The organism is Alkalihalobacterium elongatum, assembly GCF_019024285.1.
GTDB classification, from domain to species: Bacteria; Bacillota; Bacilli; order Bacillales; family Bacillaceae_F; genus Alkalihalobacterium; species Alkalihalobacterium elongatum.
This window is the reverse complement of record NZ_WMKZ01000004.1, coordinates 189,781-209,677: the sequence shown is the minus strand read 5'-3', so window position 1 is coordinate 209,677 and position 19,897 is coordinate 189,781. Positions and strand designations below refer to the sequence as shown.

The 19,897-nt window shown below is 35.9% G+C and carries 17 protein-coding genes and 1 pseudogene; 14 read left to right on the top strand and 4 right to left on the bottom strand.

The genetic code is table 11. From position 1 onward, the window contains the following. Nucleotides 1-227 precede the first annotated feature (227 nt). Complete coding sequence (tpx, locus tag GKP30_RS08215; protein ID WP_216828943.1) at nt 228-728, top strand: thiol peroxidase; 501 nt, start codon at nt 228-230, stop codon at nt 726-728. A gap of 645 nt (nt 729-1,373) precedes the next feature. Here tpx and GKP30_RS24015 read toward each other — a convergent pair. Beyond that, nucleotides 1,374-1,916: a nuclease-related domain-containing protein gene (locus tag GKP30_RS24015; RefSeq protein WP_407928600.1), complete on the bottom strand. Its 543-nt coding sequence runs from the start codon at nt 1,914-1,916 to the stop codon at nt 1,374-1,376. A 293-nt stretch (nt 1,917-2,209) separates the two neighbouring features. Here GKP30_RS24015 and GKP30_RS08205 point away from each other — a divergent pair, with 293 nt between their 5' ends. The 6 genes from GKP30_RS08205 (at nt 2,210) to GKP30_RS08180 (ending at nt 11,025) form a co-directional block, all read left to right on the top strand. Beyond that, nucleotides 2,210-3,205 (top strand): class I SAM-dependent methyltransferase, encoded by a 996-nt coding sequence (locus GKP30_RS08205; protein WP_216828941.1) that lies wholly within the window; start codon nt 2,210-2,212, stop codon nt 3,203-3,205. A 616-nt stretch (nt 3,206-3,821) separates the two neighbouring features. Further along, nucleotides 3,822-5,009: an acetate kinase gene (locus GKP30_RS08200; RefSeq protein ID WP_216828940.1), complete on the top strand. Its 1,188-nt coding sequence runs from the start codon at nt 3,822-3,824 to the stop codon at nt 5,007-5,009. Nucleotides 5,010-5,179: 170 nt separating this feature from the next. Further along, complete coding sequence (locus GKP30_RS08195) at nt 5,180-6,106, top strand: 3'-5' exoribonuclease YhaM family protein (protein WP_236034974.1); 927 nt, start codon at nt 5,180-5,182, stop codon at nt 6,104-6,106. Between the two features lie 32 nt (nt 6,107-6,138). Continuing rightward, nucleotides 6,139-8,592, top strand: a complete 2,454-nt coding sequence (locus GKP30_RS08190; RefSeq protein WP_216828938.1) for an AAA family ATPase — start codon at nt 6,139-6,141, stop codon at nt 8,590-8,592. Then, entirely contained in the window at nt 8,583-9,416 is an 834-nt protein-coding gene (locus tag GKP30_RS08185) for an EcsC family protein (RefSeq protein WP_328703131.1), read from the top strand. The genes GKP30_RS08190 and GKP30_RS08185 overlap by 10 nt, the downstream gene beginning before the upstream one ends. Nucleotides 9,417-9,564: 148 nt before the next feature. Next, complete coding sequence (locus GKP30_RS08180; protein ID WP_216828936.1) at nt 9,565-11,025, top strand: NADP-dependent isocitrate dehydrogenase; 1,461 nt, start codon at nt 9,565-9,567, stop codon at nt 11,023-11,025. A gap of 84 nt (nt 11,026-11,109) precedes the next feature. On the opposite strand, the gene GKP30_RS08175 is transcribed toward GKP30_RS08180, so the two are convergent. Beyond that, complete coding sequence (locus GKP30_RS08175) at nt 11,110-11,424, bottom strand: hypothetical protein (protein ID WP_216828935.1); 315 nt, start codon at nt 11,422-11,424, stop codon at nt 11,110-11,112. A gap of 345 nt (nt 11,425-11,769) precedes the next feature. On the opposite strand from GKP30_RS08175, the gene GKP30_RS08170 reads away from it, so the two are divergent. The 3 genes and pseudogenes from GKP30_RS08170 to GKP30_RS08160 all read left to right on the top strand — a co-directional run bounded on the left by GKP30_RS08170 (nt 11,770) and on the right by GKP30_RS08160 (nt 15,072). Continuing rightward, nucleotides 11,770-12,993 carry an argininosuccinate synthase gene (locus GKP30_RS08170; protein ID WP_216828984.1) on the top strand — a complete coding sequence of 408 codons (1,224 nt, stop codon included), beginning with the start codon at nt 11,770-11,772 and terminating at the stop codon, nt 12,991-12,993. Beyond that, entirely contained in the window at nt 12,990-14,369 is a 1,380-nt protein-coding gene (gene argH / locus GKP30_RS08165) for an argininosuccinate lyase (protein WP_216828934.1), read from the top strand. The genes GKP30_RS08170 and argH overlap by 4 nt, the downstream gene beginning before the upstream one ends. Before the next feature lie 123 nt (nt 14,370-14,492). Beyond that, nucleotides 14,493-15,072, top strand: a pseudogene (locus GKP30_RS08160) (DUF421 domain-containing protein). A 146-nt stretch (nt 15,073-15,218) separates the two neighbouring features. On the opposite strand, the gene GKP30_RS08155 reads toward GKP30_RS08160, so the two are convergent. Next, complete coding sequence (locus GKP30_RS08155) at nt 15,219-16,016, bottom strand: ATP-grasp domain-containing protein (protein ID WP_216828933.1); 798 nt, start codon at nt 16,014-16,016, stop codon at nt 15,219-15,221. Between the two features lie 360 nt (nt 16,017-16,376). Beyond that, nucleotides 16,377-16,814, bottom strand: a complete 438-nt coding sequence (locus GKP30_RS08150; RefSeq protein WP_216828983.1) for a universal stress protein — start codon at nt 16,812-16,814, stop codon at nt 16,377-16,379. A gap of 179 nt (nt 16,815-16,993) precedes the next feature. Here GKP30_RS08150 and GKP30_RS08145 point away from each other — a divergent pair, with 179 nt between their 5' ends. The 4 genes from GKP30_RS08145 (at nt 16,994) to ald (ending at nt 19,815) form a co-directional block, all read left to right on the top strand. Beyond that, entirely contained in the window at nt 16,994-17,143 is a 150-nt protein-coding gene (locus GKP30_RS08145; protein WP_216828932.1) for a hypothetical protein, read from the top strand. 98 nt (nt 17,144-17,241) lie between these two features. Beyond that, nucleotides 17,242-18,048, top strand: a complete 807-nt coding sequence (locus tag GKP30_RS08140; RefSeq protein WP_328703129.1) for an SDR family oxidoreductase — start codon at nt 17,242-17,244, stop codon at nt 18,046-18,048. A gap of 185 nt (nt 18,049-18,233) precedes the next feature. Next, nucleotides 18,234-18,614, top strand: coding sequence for a hypothetical protein (locus GKP30_RS08135; RefSeq protein WP_216828930.1), 381 nt, complete (start codon nt 18,234-18,236; stop codon nt 18,612-18,614). A gap of 85 nt (nt 18,615-18,699) precedes the next feature. Continuing rightward, nucleotides 18,700-19,815 (top strand): alanine dehydrogenase, encoded by a 1,116-nt coding sequence (ald, locus tag GKP30_RS08130; RefSeq protein WP_216828929.1) that lies wholly within the window; start codon nt 18,700-18,702, stop codon nt 19,813-19,815. The last annotated feature ends 82 nt before the right edge of the window (nt 19,816-19,897 follow it).

The window sequence follows — 19,897 nt, the reverse complement described above, 5'->3', positions numbered from 1 at the left end:
TGTTCGTAATGAAGGGTGCAATTGTTTGTACCCTTCATTTTTTTTTAGGGCTTATTTCTTTTCACAAAAAGGGTCAAAACCTTCTTCGTTAACAACAAATTTTTAACAAGGATTTAGTAGCAGGGATTTGAATATAAGTCGGAGAAATACATATAGGTTGAAAATTTTGCTAAAAAAAATTATGATAACACTGTACATATGTTAATAACTAAGGGAGGAAATTGATTATGGCAAACGTAACATTTAAAGGAAATCCAGTAACATTATTAGGTAACGAAGTAAACGTAGGTGATACTGCACCAGATTTCACAGTTTTAGCTAACGATTTATCACCAGTAACATTAGCAGATAGCAAAGGTAAAGTTCGTTTAATCAGCGTTGTACCATCTGTTGATACAGGAGTTTGTGACCAACAAACACGTCGCTTCAACGAAGAAGCTGCAGGTCTTGGTGAGGTACAAGTTTTAACAGTGAGTGTTGACTTACCATTTGCACAAAAACGCTGGTGTGCTGCAGCAGGCATTGAAAACCTTCAAACGGTTTCAGATCACCGTGAACTTTCTTTCGGTAAAGCATACGGTGTTGCAATTGAAGAGCTTCGTCTATTAGCTCGTGCGGTGTTTGTTATTGACTCTAACGACAAAGTAACATATGTAGAATACGTATCTGAAGCAACAAACCATCCAAACTACGAAGCAGCAATCGAAGCTGTAAAAGCAGCTCAATAATAGGAATAAAAGAAAGAAGGCTGATTATTTACATGATCAGCCTTTTTTCTTTGCAATAAAGAAAATCTAGAAGAATGCAGGAACGAAAGGAGTGATGCGTGACCGCGGGAGGAAAAAACTAGGAGGAAGCGGGAACGAAAGCGAATGGATCGTGCCCATGAGAGGAAAAAACTAGGGGAATACGGGAACGAAAGGAGCAATGCGTGCTCGTGGGAGGGAAAAACTAGGAGGAAGTGGTGATAAAAGCAGCGTTACGTGCCTCAAGAGGAAAATTTCATATTGTTTATAATGTACATCTAGGGTTACGTACAATAATCTGGGGTAAATTTTTTATTCATAATAAGATGATTTGCCTTTCCTGTTTAACTGAAAATTATCTGAAAGGATTTTTCTAATTGTTTTCCTAGATTGAATAATCTTACACCAGTCATGAACAATATTAGTAGTCATTTTTGATTCAGGGAAAAGAAGTTTAAATTCCACTATTGTCCTTAATACAGCGCTAGTAATATCCTCGCAGTAACTGCATTTTTTACACTTTAAGATACCCATGGAAACCTCACAATCATTGACAAACATGAAGTACAAACTACTCCTTTATCAACTTGATCATAGCTATAACTAGGTAATCGGACATAAGGGGATTTAGGAAGTTGGATAGATAGTAAAGTCTGAGCAAGTTTGGATGGGAGTTTTCCCGAGAGTTAAGGATTTATTGTTCATTTTTTGCTTAAAGCGATCTAGTTGGGTTGGAAAAATTATCGGTAGATTGGGTAGGGCTTGATAGAGATGAAAATGAGGGTTTATGAATATAAGGTAGGACTGAATAGAAAAGTGATACCCATAATCTTTAATTATACGGTGAAGTAAAGACTCACTGCGTTTTAACTGAAGTAAAGGATTATTTATTTCTTTTTTAGTTATCGTGTACCATCTTTCTCCTTCAATAATGAAGTCACCTTCATAATTTTTGATCTCAATAATGTAGATTGTTTCCTTGGTAAGTATTAATGTATCAAATTGAAATATAGTTTGGTTATATTCAAGTAGAAGGTCATTGAGTACGAGGCATTCAAGTGAAAAGTCTTCTAACCATTTGTCAAATTTCAATTCTCCTGTAAAACCCTTTTCTAGTTTTAGTAAATGGTTATTGTCTTTTCTAGGAAGGTAGTTCTCATCTTCAAGCATTTTAAAAGTAGTAGTTCAGAGGGTTCTTTTCGTGGCTTAATAATCATATTTCACCTCCATATATGGGACTAAAACAATTTTATGTAATATCTTTAATTTAGACAACAAGAATGTCCTAATAGTTATATTTATTTTTTAAGCTATATAGCAAATGGACAACCAACAATCTTTTAGAAAAAATCCAACTAAGAAAATCACACCCTCACTAAAAAAATCAATCTTAAAAGGTTTATTATTTGAATCTTTTTGCTAAAATATACGAATGGGTAAAAATAGAGCGGAGGGGAATAAAGATGTTAGAAGCAAAGACAAATTTAGAAAAATTATTTGTAGCGATAGATGAGAGTGCTGAATTATTAAAAGAAGAGTTAGATATTACATATTTAGAAGCTTTAGCAGAAGCAGGTGAAAACTTTTTTCAAGGTGAAGTGGTCCAAGAGCTTACGTCGGCTACTAAAAAACAACTAGAGCAACGCTTAACGCAAATAGATTTAGAAACATTACAAAAAGAAGAAGTTCGAAAGGCATTACAGTTAGCAGTGTTAAAAGGAATGAAAGAAGCGACACAACCTAACCATGCACTAACTCCAGATACGGTTGCTATTTTTATCAGTTATTTAGTAAATAAATTGACAAGTAAAATCGATGAAGTTACGATAGGTGATCCTGCCGTAGGGACAGGTAATTTATTAACTGCTGTATTAAACGGACTTCCTAAGAAGGCGAGAAGCTACGGGTTAGAAGCAGATGAGACGTTGTTGCACTTAGCGTTTGTGAGTGCCAATTTACAGCAACAAGAAATAGAGCTGTATCATCAAGATAGTATCCGACCACTTGGTTTATCACCTGTTGATGTCATCATTTCTGATTTACCTGTCGGTTATTACCCAAACGATGATGTTGCTGCAGGTTACGAATTAAAAGCTAAAGAAGGACGGTCTTTTGTTCACCATTTAATGATTGAAAAGTCGATTGAATTAACGAAGGAAAACGGGTATCTCGTTTTTCTAATTCCTAACTTTTTATTTGAAAGTGATCAAGCACCAGCTCTTAATACTTATCTTAAAGAAAAAACGATTATTTTGGGTCTATTACAATTGCCGCAAACGATGTTTAAAAATGCACAACACGGAAAAAGTGTTTTATTGCTTCAGAAAAAAGGTACAGAAGCGGTTCAACCGCGTCAGGCGTTACTCGCAGAAATGCCTTCCTTCTCACGCCAGGATGCATTGGCAGACATGTTAAAACAAATCGATCGTTGGTTTAAAGACGAATTAAACATTTCATAAATCATTTATTAATTTGATTGATTTCGTAAACTTTGTTGCTATAGCGTGAAGAACCAAGCCTTCGCTTGGTTCCATTAATTTTACAGATAACAACTCATTACCAAAAGGCGCCTCCCATATATTGATTTCTTACAGACATGAGTAGCTTACGTAGCTTACCATTGACAGAAATCTTAAAGTGGAGGAGTCTTTTATTTTACTCCACACCTAACTACTACTCTCCGCATAAAACTTTAAAAAACCTTCGCTGCATAAAATAAAAATCTCTCGTTTCGGTTACATTAAAAAATGGATTAATGTTTAAGATTTGCTAAAGATTATCTTTAATAAAAAGTCTATTTTGGGCTCCGATGTGTGAAATGTTAATGCCACACGCAATGTTCATTAACAGCGCTACTGGTTTTAAAAAAGGGTCTTTAAAGCGTATTCATTTCTGAATTTAAAGACTTTATTGTATGTAGTTGAAAATGGTTTATTTGAATGTTTAAATAGGTATGGTCATCATATGATTCAGTATATCGAAGTACATAGCTCATGACATACTAAAAAATGATATTAATTATAGACAATGAGTGAAATCATTCATTCAGAACGAATAAAGGAGCGGTTCATTGTAATGGCAAAAATAATAGCAATTAATGCGGGGAGTTCCTCACTGAAGTTTCAATTACTGAATATGCCTGAAGAAACAGTTGTAACAAAAGGGATAGTTGAGAGAATTGGGCTGGGGGAAAGTATTTTTACAATTGAAGTAAATGGTGAAAAGCAAAAAGATATTACGGATATTCCTGACCATTCGTTTGCAGTTAAAATGTTACTTGATAAGTTAACGACGCTTGGAATTATTCAATCATTAGATGAGATTGACGGTATTGGGCACCGAGTTGTTCACGGTGGAGAAAAATTTAATGACTCAGTTCTAATTACTGATCAGGTCTTAGCAGGAATTGAGGAAGTTTCTGAATTAGCGCCACTACATAATCCTGCCAACATTGTGGGAATAAAAGCTTTTAAAGAAGTATTACCGAATGTACCTGCAGTAGCAGTATTTGATACTGCGTTCCATCAAACGATGCCAGAGAAGTCATTTTTATATAGCTTACCTTATGATTATTATAAGGAGTACGGCATTCGTAAATACGGTTTCCATGGAACGTCGCATAAATATGTTTCACAACGTGCAGCAGAGTTACTTGACCGTCCACTCGAGCAAATTCGCTTGATCTCATGTCACTTAGGTAACGGAGCTAGTATTGCTGCGATTGATGGTGGAAAATCGATTGATACATCGATGGGCTTTACACCACTTGCAGGGGTAACGATGGGAACTCGCTCTGGAAATATCGATCCAGCCTTAATTCCGTATATTATGGAGAAGACAGGAAAAACGGCTCAGGAAGTGTTAGATGTACTAAATAAAAATAGTGGGATGCTAGGTGTTTCTGGTTTTTCAAGTGATCTTCGGGATATTGAACTCGAGGCTGACAAAGGAAATGAACGTGCTGAACTAGCGTTAGAAGTATTTACGTCCCGTATTCATAAATACGTTGGTTCATATGCAGCTCGTATGAACGGGGTCGATGCGATCATCTTTACAGCGGGTATTGGTGAAAATAGTGATGTTATCCGGGAACGTGTTCTTCGCGGATTAGAATTTATGGGTGTTTATTGGGATCCATCTTTAAACAAGGTAAGAGGAAAAGAAGCGTTTATTAACTATCCACACTCACCAGTAAAAGTGTTAATTATTCCAACAAATGAAGAAGTGATGATTGCACGAGATACGGTGAGGTTATCACAATAATAATGATTTTTAAAAGAGGCTGAACATAATAGTTAAGCCTCTTTTTATTGCTTCAAGGGGATATCACAGATTTAGTAACGATATGTAAAAAACTTTTATTAACGAATTAGATCGCATACAATGGAAGTAACTTTTAAGTTTTTTTGGGAGAGTGTTCATAATTGACTTGGATGAACAAACAAGAAGGAGAACGTATCGTCGATTATTTCATCGTGAGAGATCGGGAAACGAGTATTGCGACGAATGGTAGTGAATATATTTCTCTCACCTTAAGCAACAAGGATGGAGTTATACGAGCAAAAGTCTGGGATGTAACCGAGAAACAAAAAGAGTGGCTGATCAAACGATCAATGATTAAAGTAGATGCCTTGGTAACGTTTTATCGAGGACAACGACAGTTAAATATACAGCGTGTTCGTTTAGTTACTGATGATGATGCTGTTGAATTAAACGATCTATTAAACCACGCAAGTATTCCACGCGAAGATTTATGGCAAGAGCTGCGCATGTTTATTGAAGATATTGAAAGTGAAACATTGTGTGAATTGATAAAGACGCTTTTGAAAAAGAAAGATATTCGAGAAAAATTAACGACAATTCCAGCCGCAAAGCAATACCATCATGCTTATTATGCAGGATTACTAGAGCATATCGTTACACTCTGTCATGTTTCCGCACAGTTGTTGCAAGTGTATCCACAATTAAACAAAGATGTGATTTTAGCGGTTTGTATTTTACATGATATTGGAAAAACAAAAGCATTAAGCGATCCAGTTGTACCTGACTATACAACGAATGGAGAATTGATCGGCCATGTGGTTCTAAGTATTGAAATGATTATAGAAGGAGCAATAGAAGCAGGAATTTCGACAGATCATCACGAAGTTTTAGCAGTAAAGCATTGTATCCTATCAGGTCATGTTCAAGATAGTGTTCAAAGTGGAGTCAACAGTAAGACAGCAGAAGCGATTTTCTTTCAACATATTAATAAATTAGATAATCAATTAAATGCTCTCTTTATGATAGGGAATGAAACAAATGAAGAGTGGACGTTTTCACCTATGTTTAAAAGAAGAATGTATACGTCTGGAAATTAAGAGAGCTATGGACAACTGAGGGGGAACTAGGGATGAACCGTATATCACTAGAAAAAATACAGAAAAGAAAGTTAACATACGATCAATTAACTAATCGTTTTGATACAAACCAGTTTTCGTTTCAAACAACAGAAGAAGTTGGAAGTTTAACTGGAGAAATGATCGGTCAAGAAAGGGCTGTTCAAGCGGTCGACTTTGGGTTAACTGTAAAACAGGAAGGGTATAACTTATTTTTAGTAGGACCGAGCGGCACTGGTAAAACAACGTTTGCAAAATCTAAGGTAAAAGAAATTGCATCAACCAAAACGACACCGCCTGATTGGATTTATGTTTATAATTTTGCACATTCTGATCAGCCGATTGCCATTTCTTTACCACCAGGGCATGGCGTTATTTTTCAGCAAGAAGTATCAGAATTCATCTCTGAAGCTCGTGTTGAAATTGAGAAAGTCCTTTCGAGTAAAGATTTTGAACAAGCAAAAGTGGATATCATTCAATTTTACGAGGAGTCCATTAATTTAAAATGGCAGGAATTGGATGAATTAGCTTATAATGAATATTTTCAAATTGAAAGAAATACATCAAGTCTTATGGCGATCCCGCTTAATGAAAATAGAGAGGCGCATACGGAAGAAACCTATCGCCAGTTATCAAATGAACAGAAGCAAGAAATAGCAGAAAAAACAAGGGAGCTGAATAAACGCCTGACAGAAATTAACCGTAAAACAGCTCTTTTAGAACGTGACTTAAAGAAAAGTATTAAGGACTTAGAAGAAAATACGGTTTTTGACACGATCCACCCGTATATCGAAGTGCTGTTACAAAAGTATGAAGGCCAAAAAAAAGTTACTGAATATATAGTGAGCTTAGAAAAAGACATTATTGCGAACTGGGAGGACTTAATCGAAGCGTCACTAGATGAGGAAGAAGACTTATTTTCCTCTTTATTGCAAAAAAGTGAAAAGAAAGATGATGCTCGATACCATATAAATGTATTTATAGATAATAGTGAGGTTAAAGGGGCACCTGTCATCCATGAAAATAACCCTACATATACAAACCTTTTTGGGAAATTTGATTTTAAAAGTGCATTTGGTTCTTTAATGACGAGTTTTTCAATGATGAAACCAGGCGCGTTCCACTTGGCAAATGGGGGGTATATTATTCTTCAAGCCTCTGACCTTCTTTCAAATCCCTACTCTTGGAATGCCTTAAAACGGATGTTAAAAACAGGAGAGTTAAGAATTGAAAACATATTAGAGGATAGCGGAAGTTCGGTTGTATCTGCTGGGCTTAAGCCAGAGCCAATACCAGTAGAAATGAAGGTTATTTTAATAGGAACGATAGACCTGTACCGCCTTTTATTTACCTTTGATGAAGATTTTAAAAAGTATTTCAAAGTAAAAGTTGATTTTGATGTTGAAATGGAAAGAAATGGTGAACACTGTATGAAGTATGCATCGTTTATTCATACTTACTGTAAAACGCAAGGCTTACTTCAATACACAAAAGAGGCTGTTGGAAGGGTTATTGATTTTAGTACTAGACTGAGTAACAACCAAAATAAATTAACTACTTGTTTTCATGAAATAACAGAACTATTAGTAGAAGCTAATTATTGGGCGATGTTAGAAAACGCTCACTATGTGTCGGAAACGCATGTAGATAAGGCATTAAAAGAGCGTCGGCAACGTTCTAATTTAATAGAAGAAAAAATGAATGGATCAATAGAAGATGGTACGATTATGATTGAAACAGAAGGGGAGAAGGTTGGACAAATCAATGGATTATCTGTACTAGATACAGGTAATTATACGTTCGGCCAACCAAATAAGATTACAGCCAGAACCTATATCGGTTCAAAAGGAATTATTAATATTGACCGTGAGTCTTATTTAAGCGGTCCAATTCATTCTAAAGGGTTGTTTATTTTATCAGGTTATTTACAAGGAGAGTTTGCAAAGGAGCACCCTCTTCCATTAGCAGCAAGTATTACGTTTGAGCAGTCGTACGATATGGTCGATGGTGATAGCGCTTCTAGTACTGAATTATATGCGATTTTATCATCTTTAGCAGAAGTACCGATTAACCAAGGGATCGCTGTAACAGGCTCTGTCAATCAATTTGGTGAAGTTCAACCAATTGGTGGAGTGAACGAAAAGATTGAAGGATTTTACTATACTTGTAAGTTAAGAGGGTTAACTGGTAATCAAGGTGTGATCATCCCGATACAAAACGTAAAGAATTTAATGTTGGATGAAGAAGTGGTTGCTGCAATTAAAGAAAAGAAGTTCTCCATTTGGGCTGTAAAGTCTATTCAAGAAGGAATTGAGATACTTACGGGTTATGAAGCAGGAGAGTATGATCTGGTTCATGGTTACTCTGAAGGTACCATTTATAACCGAGTGGAAAGTCGATTGAATGACATGGTTGAATGGTTTCGAAAAAATGGTTCAAACGAAAGGAGACAAATCGAGTGTCACTAACTGTACAAGAAGAGAGCTTGTTACTTGAGGTAGAACGTTGGGAGCAAACATTTTTCGAACATGATCCTACAGATTTTGAAACGATGTATCAAAAATGGTTAAATCTTGGGCTTGATCAAATCGGTAAAGACAAAAAGTCTAAAGCTCTAGAGAAAATTGATAATTTTCTCTTTCACTTACATGCCATGATCCAAAATTCAAGATTTCATGAAGACGCAAGAGAGCGAATATTAGATCAAGCGAAAGTATTTGATGCAGAAATTCAAGAAATTCAAGATATTAGAGAACTGTCTATAGAAAAATTAAACTTCATGGCGAAACAGCAGATGGCAAAGCAGCGTTTACTGTCAATGGGACAAGGCGGGGTTTCTGGTATGGGGGGCATTGTCCTGTTAGGAATGGATTTACCAGCAATGATTGCTATGAATATGCGTGCCATCCAATTAATCGCTTTATCATATGGCTATGATGTAAAGCGTCCGTCTGAAATGATGATTGCCTTAAAGATTTTCCATGTTGCCTCATTACCAAAACACTTACAAGGTGGTGCTTGGGATGCACTATGGGATGAGGTAGAGACAGATGATTACGATGGGTGGTTCTATGCAGGAGACGAACAAGTCGCCGATATTTCTTGGCTTCAACAACCATTAAGACAATTAATTAAAGTCATGATGATCATGATGTTAAGAAAAAAATTAATTCAAGGTGTTCCTCTTCTTGGAATCGCAGTTGGAGCGACGATGAATTACCAGTTTTCAAGACAAGTGACAGAAGTTGCTCAGCGTTTTTATCAAAAAAGGTTATTGCTTGAAAGAAATTAAAAATAAATAAAAATCTAATTAACACTCCTTGAGGCTAAGAGAGATTTACTTATTATAGTAGGTCTCTTTTTTACTGAGTATTTGATGAGAGATTAGGCACAAACTAATGAAACTACATCTACCTTAAACATGAGTAAGGAGTGTTTGTATGAGTATAAAAAGACAGATTACAGTAGCACGAGGAGACGGTATAGGGCCAGAAATTATGGATGCAACATTAAAAATCCTTGAATATGCAGGAGCAATGATTGAACCTCAATTTATCGAAATAGGAGAAAAAGTATATCTTTCAGGTGAAACAGCAGGTATTAGTGGAGAAGCATGGGAATCGCTACGAAGAACAAAAGTGTTCCTAAAAGCTCCAATCACAACTCCACAGGGTGGTGGCTATAAAAGTTTAAATGTGACGATACGAAAAACGTTGGGATTATATGCTAATATTCGTCCTAATATTTCATATCACCCATTTATCAAGACGAAACATCCAGATGTAAACCTTGTAATCGTTAGGGAAAATGAAGAAGATCTCTATGCTGGAATAGAGCATCAACATACACCAGAAGTTGTTCAATGCTTAAAGTTAATTTCAAGACCAGGAAGCGAGAAAATCATTCGCTATGCTTTCGAATATGCTGTTAAAAACAACCGGAAAAAAGTAACGTGTTTCACTAAAGATAATATTATGAAGTTAACTGATGGATTATTTCATAAACTATTTAATGAAATTGCTGAAGAATATCCACAAATTGAAACAGACCATTGGATTATTGATATAGGAATTGCAAAGATTGCAGACACACCGCAAGAATTTGATGTGATTGTGATGCCGAACCTGTACGGCGATATTGCTTCAGATGTAGCTGCGCAAATTACTGGAAGTGTGGGTCTTGCAGGTTCAGCCAATATCGGTGATCATATAGCAATGTTTGAAGCGATCCACGGAAGTGCCCCAGATATTGCAGGAAAGGGGATTGCCAACCCATCAGGTTTAATTCATGGCGCTATTATGATGTTAGTGCATATTGGACAAGCAGAGGTAGCAACGAAAGTACATAATGCTTGGCTCAAGACAATAGAAGACGGAATTTTTACAGGTGATATTTCTAAAGGTGGACCAGCAGTTGGAACAGTTGAGTTTGCAGAGGCTGTTATTAAACGATTAGGTCAAAGTCCAACAACATTTGCTCCTGTTATGTATAAGGAACGATTAGAAAAGGATGAGGTAAAGCATGAATTATCGCCTTTGGCAAAGGATCGTGTCAAGCCTGATGTTGTTCAAGAATTAGACGGGGTGGATGTTTTTGTATTAAACAATACATACACTTCAGAGGAGTTAGGTGAGCAATTAGAAATGCTAGCTGGGTCTGATTTGGAATTAATTGTTATTACCAATCGAGGAGTAAAAGTTTATCCTGGAGGTTTTCCAGAAACGTTTACGACCGATCATTGGAGATGTCGCTTCCAATTTAAAGCAAATGCTAATAAAACAAATAAAGAAATACTAAACCTATTACAGCGAATAGATGATGCAGGGCTTCATTGTATAAAAACTGAAAATTTATATACATTTAATGGTGAAAAGGGATACTCTTTAGGACAAGGTCAATAATAAGATGTGATCTTAAAAGGGTAATGCAGCTTTCTAATTAAAGAAAAGAGGCGGTAACTAACGCCTCTTTTCACTATAACTTGTTTATTGGTGGACTTTAACACTTACATTTTGATTAGTACGATACCAGATCCATAAATCGTTAATAATGGAGGCTAACTCCGCGATTTCACTATTTAACTCGCAGGATTTTTGAAAGTTCTCTTCATTATTCAGTGCAGCTTGTTTCTTATTTATTAATACTTCTAAATCAGCAATTCTATCAGGTATACTTCCGCGAATTTTTTCCCATTGAAGTAAAATTTCTGTTTGTGTAGAAAATGTATATTCATCCCAGTCTTTTTCAAAGAAGGGAAGCTTAATTCCTAAACGACCATCATAAGTAAATTTATAATCCACTTCTCCACCCCCTGTTTTAATTTTACATGAACTTATAGGAGATTTAAACATATAGATAGTGAAAACAGAAAATCAAAAATAATATTCAATTTTTTAAATTAACCTATTGCCAAAAGGGAAGATAGTTGATAAAGTAATGAATAATAATTAGTTTTTATTTAAATTTATTCATTAGGAAGAGGTTAAGTCCTCTCAATATTAGACATTATGGTAGATTAATGAACCAACCTAACAAAATATAGGGTGGTCTTCTCTTAAACTCGCTAATTGGCGAGTTAACTTTAGAACACCAATGCATAAAAATGATAAAAAGAGAATTTATATTCATACATTATTGGAGGGAATATCATGAGTAAGAAAAAAGTAGTTCTAGCATATTCTGGAGGATTAGATACATCAGTAGCAATTAAATGGTTAAGTGATCAAGGTTATGATGTAGTAGCAGTTGGTTTAGATGTCGGTGAAGGTAAGGATTTAGAATTTATTAAAGATAAAGCTCTTAAAGTTGGAGCTATTCAGTCATATACAATTGATGCAAAGAAAGAATTTGCAGAAGAATTTGTATTACCTGCACTCCAAGCTCATACATTATATGAGCAGAAATATCCGCTTGTTTCGGCGTTATCCCGTCCATTAATTTCGAAAAAGTTAGTGGAAATTGCGGAGCAAGTAGGGGCAGACGCAGTTGCTCACGGTTGTACTGGTAAGGGTAATGACCAAGTCCGTTTTGAAGTTTCAATTCAAGCGTTAAACCCAGACTTAGAAGTACTTGCTCCAGTTCGTGAGTGGGGCTGGTCTCGTGATGAAGAAATTGAATACGCAAAAAATAATAATATTCCAATTCCAATTGATTTAGATAATCCGTATTCTGTTGATGCAAACCTTTGGGGACGTGCTAATGAGTGTGGTGTACTAGAAGATCCTTGGGCAACTCCACCAGAAGGTGCCTACGAAATGACAGCACCTCTTGAAAAGACTCCTGATGTTCCAGAATACTTAGAAATTGCTTTTGAACAAGGTGTACCTGTCTCAATTGATGGAACGAAGTATGAATTACACGAACTCATTTTAAAATTAAACGAAATTGCTGGTAAGCACGGGGTTGGACGTATTGACCACGTTGAAAACCGCCTTGTTGGGATTAAATCACGTGAAGTATATGAGTGCCCAGGTGCAATGACCCTTATTAAAGCACATAAAGAACTAGAAGACTTAACGTTAACAAAAGACGTAGCACACTTTAAACCAGTGATCAGCCAAAAATTAGCTGAACTTATTTATAATGGTTTATGGTTCTCTTCATTAACTCCAGCTCTTCAAGCATTCTTACAAGAAACTCAGAAGAATGTAACTGGTGTTGTTCGTGTAAAACTATTCAAAGGCCATGCGATAGTTGAGGGACGTAAATCAGAGTACTCATTATATGATGAGAAACTAGCGACATACTCAACTGAAGATGAGTTCGATCATAATGCAGCAGTAGGATTTATTAAACTTTGGGGCCTACCAACAAAAGTAAGCAGTAAAGTAAATAAGGACGTTAACAGCAATAAGGGGGTCAAACTGTGAGTAAGCTTTGGGGCGGTCGATTTACAAAAACAGCCGAAGAGTGGGTCGATGAATTCGGCGCCTCTATCGGCTTCGACCAACTACTTGTAGAAGAAGACATCGAGGGAAGCCTTGCACACGTTAAAATGCTCGGTAAGTGTGGGATTTTAGCAGAAGACGAGGTTAAGAAAATTACAGAGGGTCTAAAAAAGATCCTAGTAAAAGCTCAAAACGGCGAACTAGAATACTCTGTGCAAAATGAGGACATCCATTTAAATGTAGAAAAGTTCTTAATTGATGAGATCGGTCCAGTCGGTGGTAAGCTTCATACAGGTAGAAGCCGTAATGATCAAGTAGCAACAGATATGCATTTATATTTGCGTAAACAAATGGAAGAAATTCTATCTGAAATTAAAAGCTTACAAAATGTATTAGTCGTGCAAGCTAAACAGCATGTTGAGACATTAATTCCTGGTTATACACATCTACAACGTGCTCAGCCTGTGTCGTTTGCGCATCATTTAATGGCTTATTTTTGGATGTTAGAGCGTGACTATAATCGTTTTGCAGATGGTCTAAAACGTGTAAACATCTCGCCACTTGGAGCTGGGGCGTTAGCTGGAACGACGTTTCCAATTGACCGTCACTATAGTGCAGAATTACTAGGGTTTGATGGTATTTACGAAAATAGCTTAGACGCTGTTAGTGATCGTGATTTCATTTTAGAATTCTTAAGCGGATCATCAATTTTAATGATGCATTTATCTAGACTTTGTGAAGAGATTATTTTATGGTCTTCGCAAGAATTTCGCTTTATTGAACTAGATGATGCGTTTGCTACAGGAAGCAGTATCATGCCTCAGAAGAAAAACCCTGATATGGCAGAACTTATTAGAGGAAAAACAGGGAGAGTTTACGGGAGTTTATTCTCGTTATTAACGATCCTTAAAGGCCTTCCACTTGCTTATAACAAGGATATGCAAGAAGATAAGGAAGGGATGTTTGATGCAGTAACTACGGTTAAAGGCTCATTAAAAATCTTCACTGGTATGATTGAAACAATGACAGTGAATACAGAGGTTATGGAGACAGCGACACATTCTGACTTTTCAAATGCAACTGAGCTTGCTGATTATTTAGCAAGCAAAGGAATGCCGTTCCGTGATGCTCATGAAGTAGTTGGAAAGCTCGTTCTTCATTGTATTCAACAAGGTCATTTCTTACTTGATCTTCCATTTGCTGATTATAAAGAAGCGAGCGCACTTTTTGAAGAAGATATTTATGAATTTTTACAGCCTAAAACGGTTGTAGCGCGTCGTAATAGTGCTGGTGGTACAGGCTTTGCTCAAGTACAACTAGCGCTAGAAAAAGCGGAGTCATTATTAAGTAATAAATAATATGATTTAAAAGAGATCATTTTCTTAATGGTCTCTTTTTCATGTGAATAAGAATAAGAAATTCAAACGAATACATAATAACCGTGAATAAGGTTATTACATACAAAAAGGGAGTAGTTCTACATGGAACTCGATTTTATCTGGAAATCAGTTTTGCTAGTTCTGACTGGATTTCTTTTTCTAAGAGTATCAGGGAGAAAGTCAATTGCGCAAATGACAATTACGACAACCATTGTTATGATCTCGATCGGTGCTATCATTGTTCAGCCGATTATTGAAGATAGTGTTCTAAAAACAATATTATCAATAGGAATTTTTATTGGTGTTCTTATTCTAATTGAATATCTTCAAGTTAAATATAATGCGCTGGAAAAGTTATTTACGGGAAAGGCAATATCCGTTATTGAAAATGGGCAAGTAAACCTAAAAAATTTAAAGAAGATCAGGTTAACTATCGATAAATTGGAAATGCAAATACGTCAAAATGGGATATCTAATATAACAGACATAAACAATTGAACCCAACGGTCAACTAGGATACGAGCTAAAGCCAGATGCAAGACCTTTGACCGTAGGAGAGTTTAAAAAGTTAATGGGAGCCATGATACAACAACAAAATCAATCTCCAGATATAGATGGAAGTCTATTTTACGAGGTAATCAATAAACATCATGCTACCACTAACCCTGACAACTTAAAGTAAGTAAATCCTTTCATATGTCTCAAACACAACAATACTAAATAGACAGTGTTCTTTAAGAGACAAGAGTGAAAAGGTAATTAAAAAATAGGGTTGCAATTCAGTAGTGAGTTGCAACCCTATAATATGTCATGAGCTTTACATTCATTTTAAGAAACAAACATCGTATCCAAATTCAGTTTGCTGTCTTCCTTTTGAATATATTCTACAATTTTGTCTTCTACAGATACATCTAATTTTTGAAAACCGACATTTCCAAATAAAATATTAAATTCAAATATATAAAATTGGTCATCGACCATCGCAACGTCAAAACCAGCATGATTAATCCCTAACGTTTGTGCAACATGTTTAACTAGATCGATAGCTTCCCGAGGGATTAGTTCTAGTACGATTTCTCCACCTTGTGCAACGTTGTTTAAGTGGCTTTCACCGTTACCAACTCGCCAATAAGCAGCAACAACATCATCACCAACATAAACAATTCTCATATCGCGGTCAATCGGTAATAATTCTTGAACATATAATACGTTACTAATCGCTGCATACTCGCGGAACTCCTTAACGTCATTAATTAAGTAAACACCTTTCCCCATTGAATTTCTAACTTCTTTTGCGATAAATGGAAATGGCATTTCGTTAATGGCTGTTTCGAAGCCGGACTCATTATTAGGTAGGATAAGAGTGTAAGGAACATTTTTTGGAACAATGGACAGTAATGAACGTGTCATTTCAATTTTGTCATGTCCTAAATGATAAGAGTTGATACTAGGAAAAATCTTTTTATTTAAACCGTAAACTAATGAATTAACTTGCCAATACTCTGGGAACAAAACCCAATCTGATTCTTTAATTTGATTAATGTGTTGAAACATAGAATCAGACTTTAAATAGGTAGTGTTTGGAATACCTATTGTACGATAAGGGTTAAACGTTATATGTTTCATTTCTGCTCTTCTCTCCCTAAACAATATTCTGTTGTAAAAATTTTTTAAAAGAAAAAGGTAACGTAAGAATTTGAATAAAAATTTTAAAAATTCAAAAAACTATAAAGGTTTGTATAACAAGAGTAATGTAGTTAAGGTTTCGGTTGTAGATAAAAAACGGATTTTATCCTAATCTAATTTTACTGATTCAAAGCAGAATTTCAACAACTTTTTTTATTGGAATTTAGGACAATTTTTACTAATAGCCCATGCATTGTTGTGGAAATTCATATAAGTATAACTAAAAAAGAGGCTGACTCAAATCAGTCGCTATATGCGACCTTTTGAATCAGCCTCTTTACTTTAATATTTCTTCAGCTATTATTTTCTAACGATTAATACGTCACATTTAGCATTTCTTGTAATCGCTTCAGAAACACTTCCAATTAAGATACGTTCTACTGCATTTAAACCTGTAGCCCCTGTTACAATTAAATCAATCTCGTGTTTTTGAGCAATATCTTTAGCAATTCTCACTTTAGGAGAACCGAAATCAAGAACAGTCGTTGCGTTAGTAACTCCTGCTTCTTCAGCTTTTACTTTATATTCATTAAGCAATTCTTTTGCATAGCCTTCTGCACGAGATACAACTGTACGGTCATATTGTTCAACTGTAGCAAAAGTACGTGTGTCAATAACATGAGCAATAAAAAGTTGAGCATTATCTTTTTTTACAATGTCAAAAGCTTTGTTTAAAGCTACATTTGCTTCTTCAGAACCATCTACTGCAACTAATACATTACGATAATTTTTTTCCATCATTATCTACTCCCCTAAAAAAATTGTTTACGACAATATAACCTTGTGCCTAATTATTGTTTGTATATGTTTACCACAATATCATTGTATCAAAACATTCTAATAATAATAAGTACTGGTAATAAAAGTTCATGAATTGTTAAATAATAAATTTGTTTCTAAAAGAAGGGGGTAATCGTATGAAAGAACATAAGCTTACTGGGACGGTCTATGATGAAGATGGCGAAATGATGGTGTTAGAACAAATTATGGACTCATACCGTGTAGGAACAACAGAAGATGAACGTTTAAATGGACAGCAGCAGAACACAGAAAATTTTAGAGGGTAGAGTGAATGTTGAGACTGACACACTAGGGTCAGTCTTCTTTACATAATTTTAATTTAATCAGGAAGAGCAATCTTTTTACTTAATGTCCCTTTCATTGTATGATCAAATTAAAAGATGTTGTTCCAATAGGGGAAGGTGGGACGTTTATGCGACATGCAATTGTTACTGCAGGTACGAAAGGGCTCGGTCTAAAAGTTACTGAACAATTACTAGAAGAAGGTTACACTGTAACCATTAGTTACCGTAGTGATGTAAATGCCGTTGAAAAGTTGAAGAAACGCTGGGAAGCTAAAGCTGATCAACTACATTTTGTGAAAGCAGACGTGACAAACAAAGCTGATTTAGACGAACTCATCCAATCTTCAATTAACAAATTCCGTAAAATAGATGTTTTTATTCATAACGCGGGTCCTTATATTTTTGAACGTAAAAAGCTTGTAGACTATTCAGATGGTGAATGGTATGAAATGGTAGAAGGTAACTTAAGTTCGTTCTTTCATATCGCGAAGGGGATTATTCCTCATATGAGAAAACAAAAGTTCGGACGTATTGTTGCCTATGGTTTTCAAGGTGCAAATGATGCGCCAGGATGGATATACCGATCTGCCTACGCTGCTGCAAAGGTAGGCCTCGTTTCATTAATGAAAACACTAGCAATAGAAGAAGCAGAACATGGAATTACAGTGAATATGGTTTGTCCTGGAAACATATTAGGAGAAATGAAAGAAGCGACGATAGAACAAGCACGACAATTCTATGATGAAAAGACACCAGTGGGTCGTTCAGGTACTGGAGAAGACATAGCGAGAGCAATTAGTTTCCTCTGTCAAGAAAATTCCGATATGATAACAGGAACTGTTCTTGAAATTACAGGCGGACTTGATGTGATTAATAGCCACAGGTGACAGGAACTAAAAGGGTGAAAAATGGATTGAGTTCACTATAAACACCAAACTTAACACAGCATTAGATTAAGGACCGTAACCAAGTATTGCTTGAATACGGTCTTTTCATTTTATAAATAGAGCTAAAATAATTAATATGTATTATTTTCCATTGTTTGCGCACCTTAATACTAGAGGTGATAATCATGACAAGAAGATTACTTTTTCTAATGTTGCTAATGTTATTCATTTTTTCAAGCCAATCGTTCGGACTAGCTTCAGAATTGATGGATAAATTTGCTATTCGCATTACAGTCGTTGAGAATGGAACTATACATGAGTGGGAATACGATAATCCCGATAAATATGAATATGAAACAGGTAATCAAATAAAAAGAGGCAAAGAAGCAGAGAAAGAAGTTCACTCGATGATATCTTTAATTCAACTTCGAGAAGATGCAAAAGTTGATTTTATGGTAAAGCAGCTAAAAGAAAATGGCTATAAAGATATCGAGCGATTAGATATTCGAATGATGAACGGTGAAGGAAAATTATTTACATGGGTATGGGATAAAGACCACTCGTAATCGTATTTAAAGTTTTGGGAATGACTATAATGAACTTCTATATCGATAAAAAGATTGAATAAGGATTATAAATGAGGTGTAGATTTTGAGAATTGGTGTCCCAACTGAAATTAAAAATAATGAGAACCGAGTCGCGATGACACCAGCTGGCGTTATTACCCTCGTAACTCTAGGCCATGAGGTTTATATTCAAAAAGGTGCAGGAAACGGGTCTGGATTTACAGATGAACAGTACATGGATGCTGGTGCAAAAATTGTAGATACAGCTAAAGAAGCTTGGTCTCAAGAAATGGTGATGAAAGTTAAAGAACCACTTGCTGAAGAATTTGACTATTTTTACGAAGGACAAATCTTATTTACTTATTTACATCTAGCTCCAGAGCGCCAATTAACACAAGCTTTAATCGACCGAAAAGTAATTGGAATTGCCTATGAGACGGTTCAGCCCGAAAACGGTTCGCTCCCGCTTCTTATTCCAATGAGTGAAGTGGCTGGGAGAATGGCATCCCAAATTGGTGCACAATTTTTAGAGAAACCAAATGGTGGAAAAGGAACATTATTATCAGGTGTCCCTGGTGTTAGTAGAGGCAGGGTTACGATTATAGGTGGAGGCATCGTTGGTACAAATGCAGCCAAAATTGCAATTGGATTAGGAGCAAATGTTACAATTCTCGATTTAAGCCCAGAACGCCTACGGCAGCTTGATGATATATTTGGGAAAGAAATAAATACGATGATGTCTAATCCGATGAATATCGCCGATGCTGTCCGTGAATCGGATTTAGTGATTGGAGCTGTTCTCATTCCAGGTGCCAAGGCACCACGTTTAGTAACAGAAGAAATGGTTAAATCAATGCAGCCAGGTTCCGTTGTCGTTGATGTTGCGATTGATCAAGGTGGAATTTTTGAAACGACGGATCGCATCACGACGCACGATAACCCAACATACGAAAAGCATGGTGTCCTTCATTATGCAGTTGCTAATATGCCAGGGGCTGTACCTAGAACGTCTACGATTGCATTAACGAACGTTACAATCCCATATGCGGCTCAAATAGCAAATAAAGGGTATCGACAGGCATGTCTCGATAATTCTGCTCTACTAAAAGGAATTAACACACTAGGAGGTCATGTTACGTATCAAGCTGTTGCTGAAGCCCAAGGATTAGAATATAAGAGTGCGCTTGAACTACTTCAATAATAGCTTTTCGTCAAAAGCTAGAGATGAAAATCTCTAGCTTTTTTATATTTCTTTTTACAAGCCTTTGATATAAGAGAGAAAG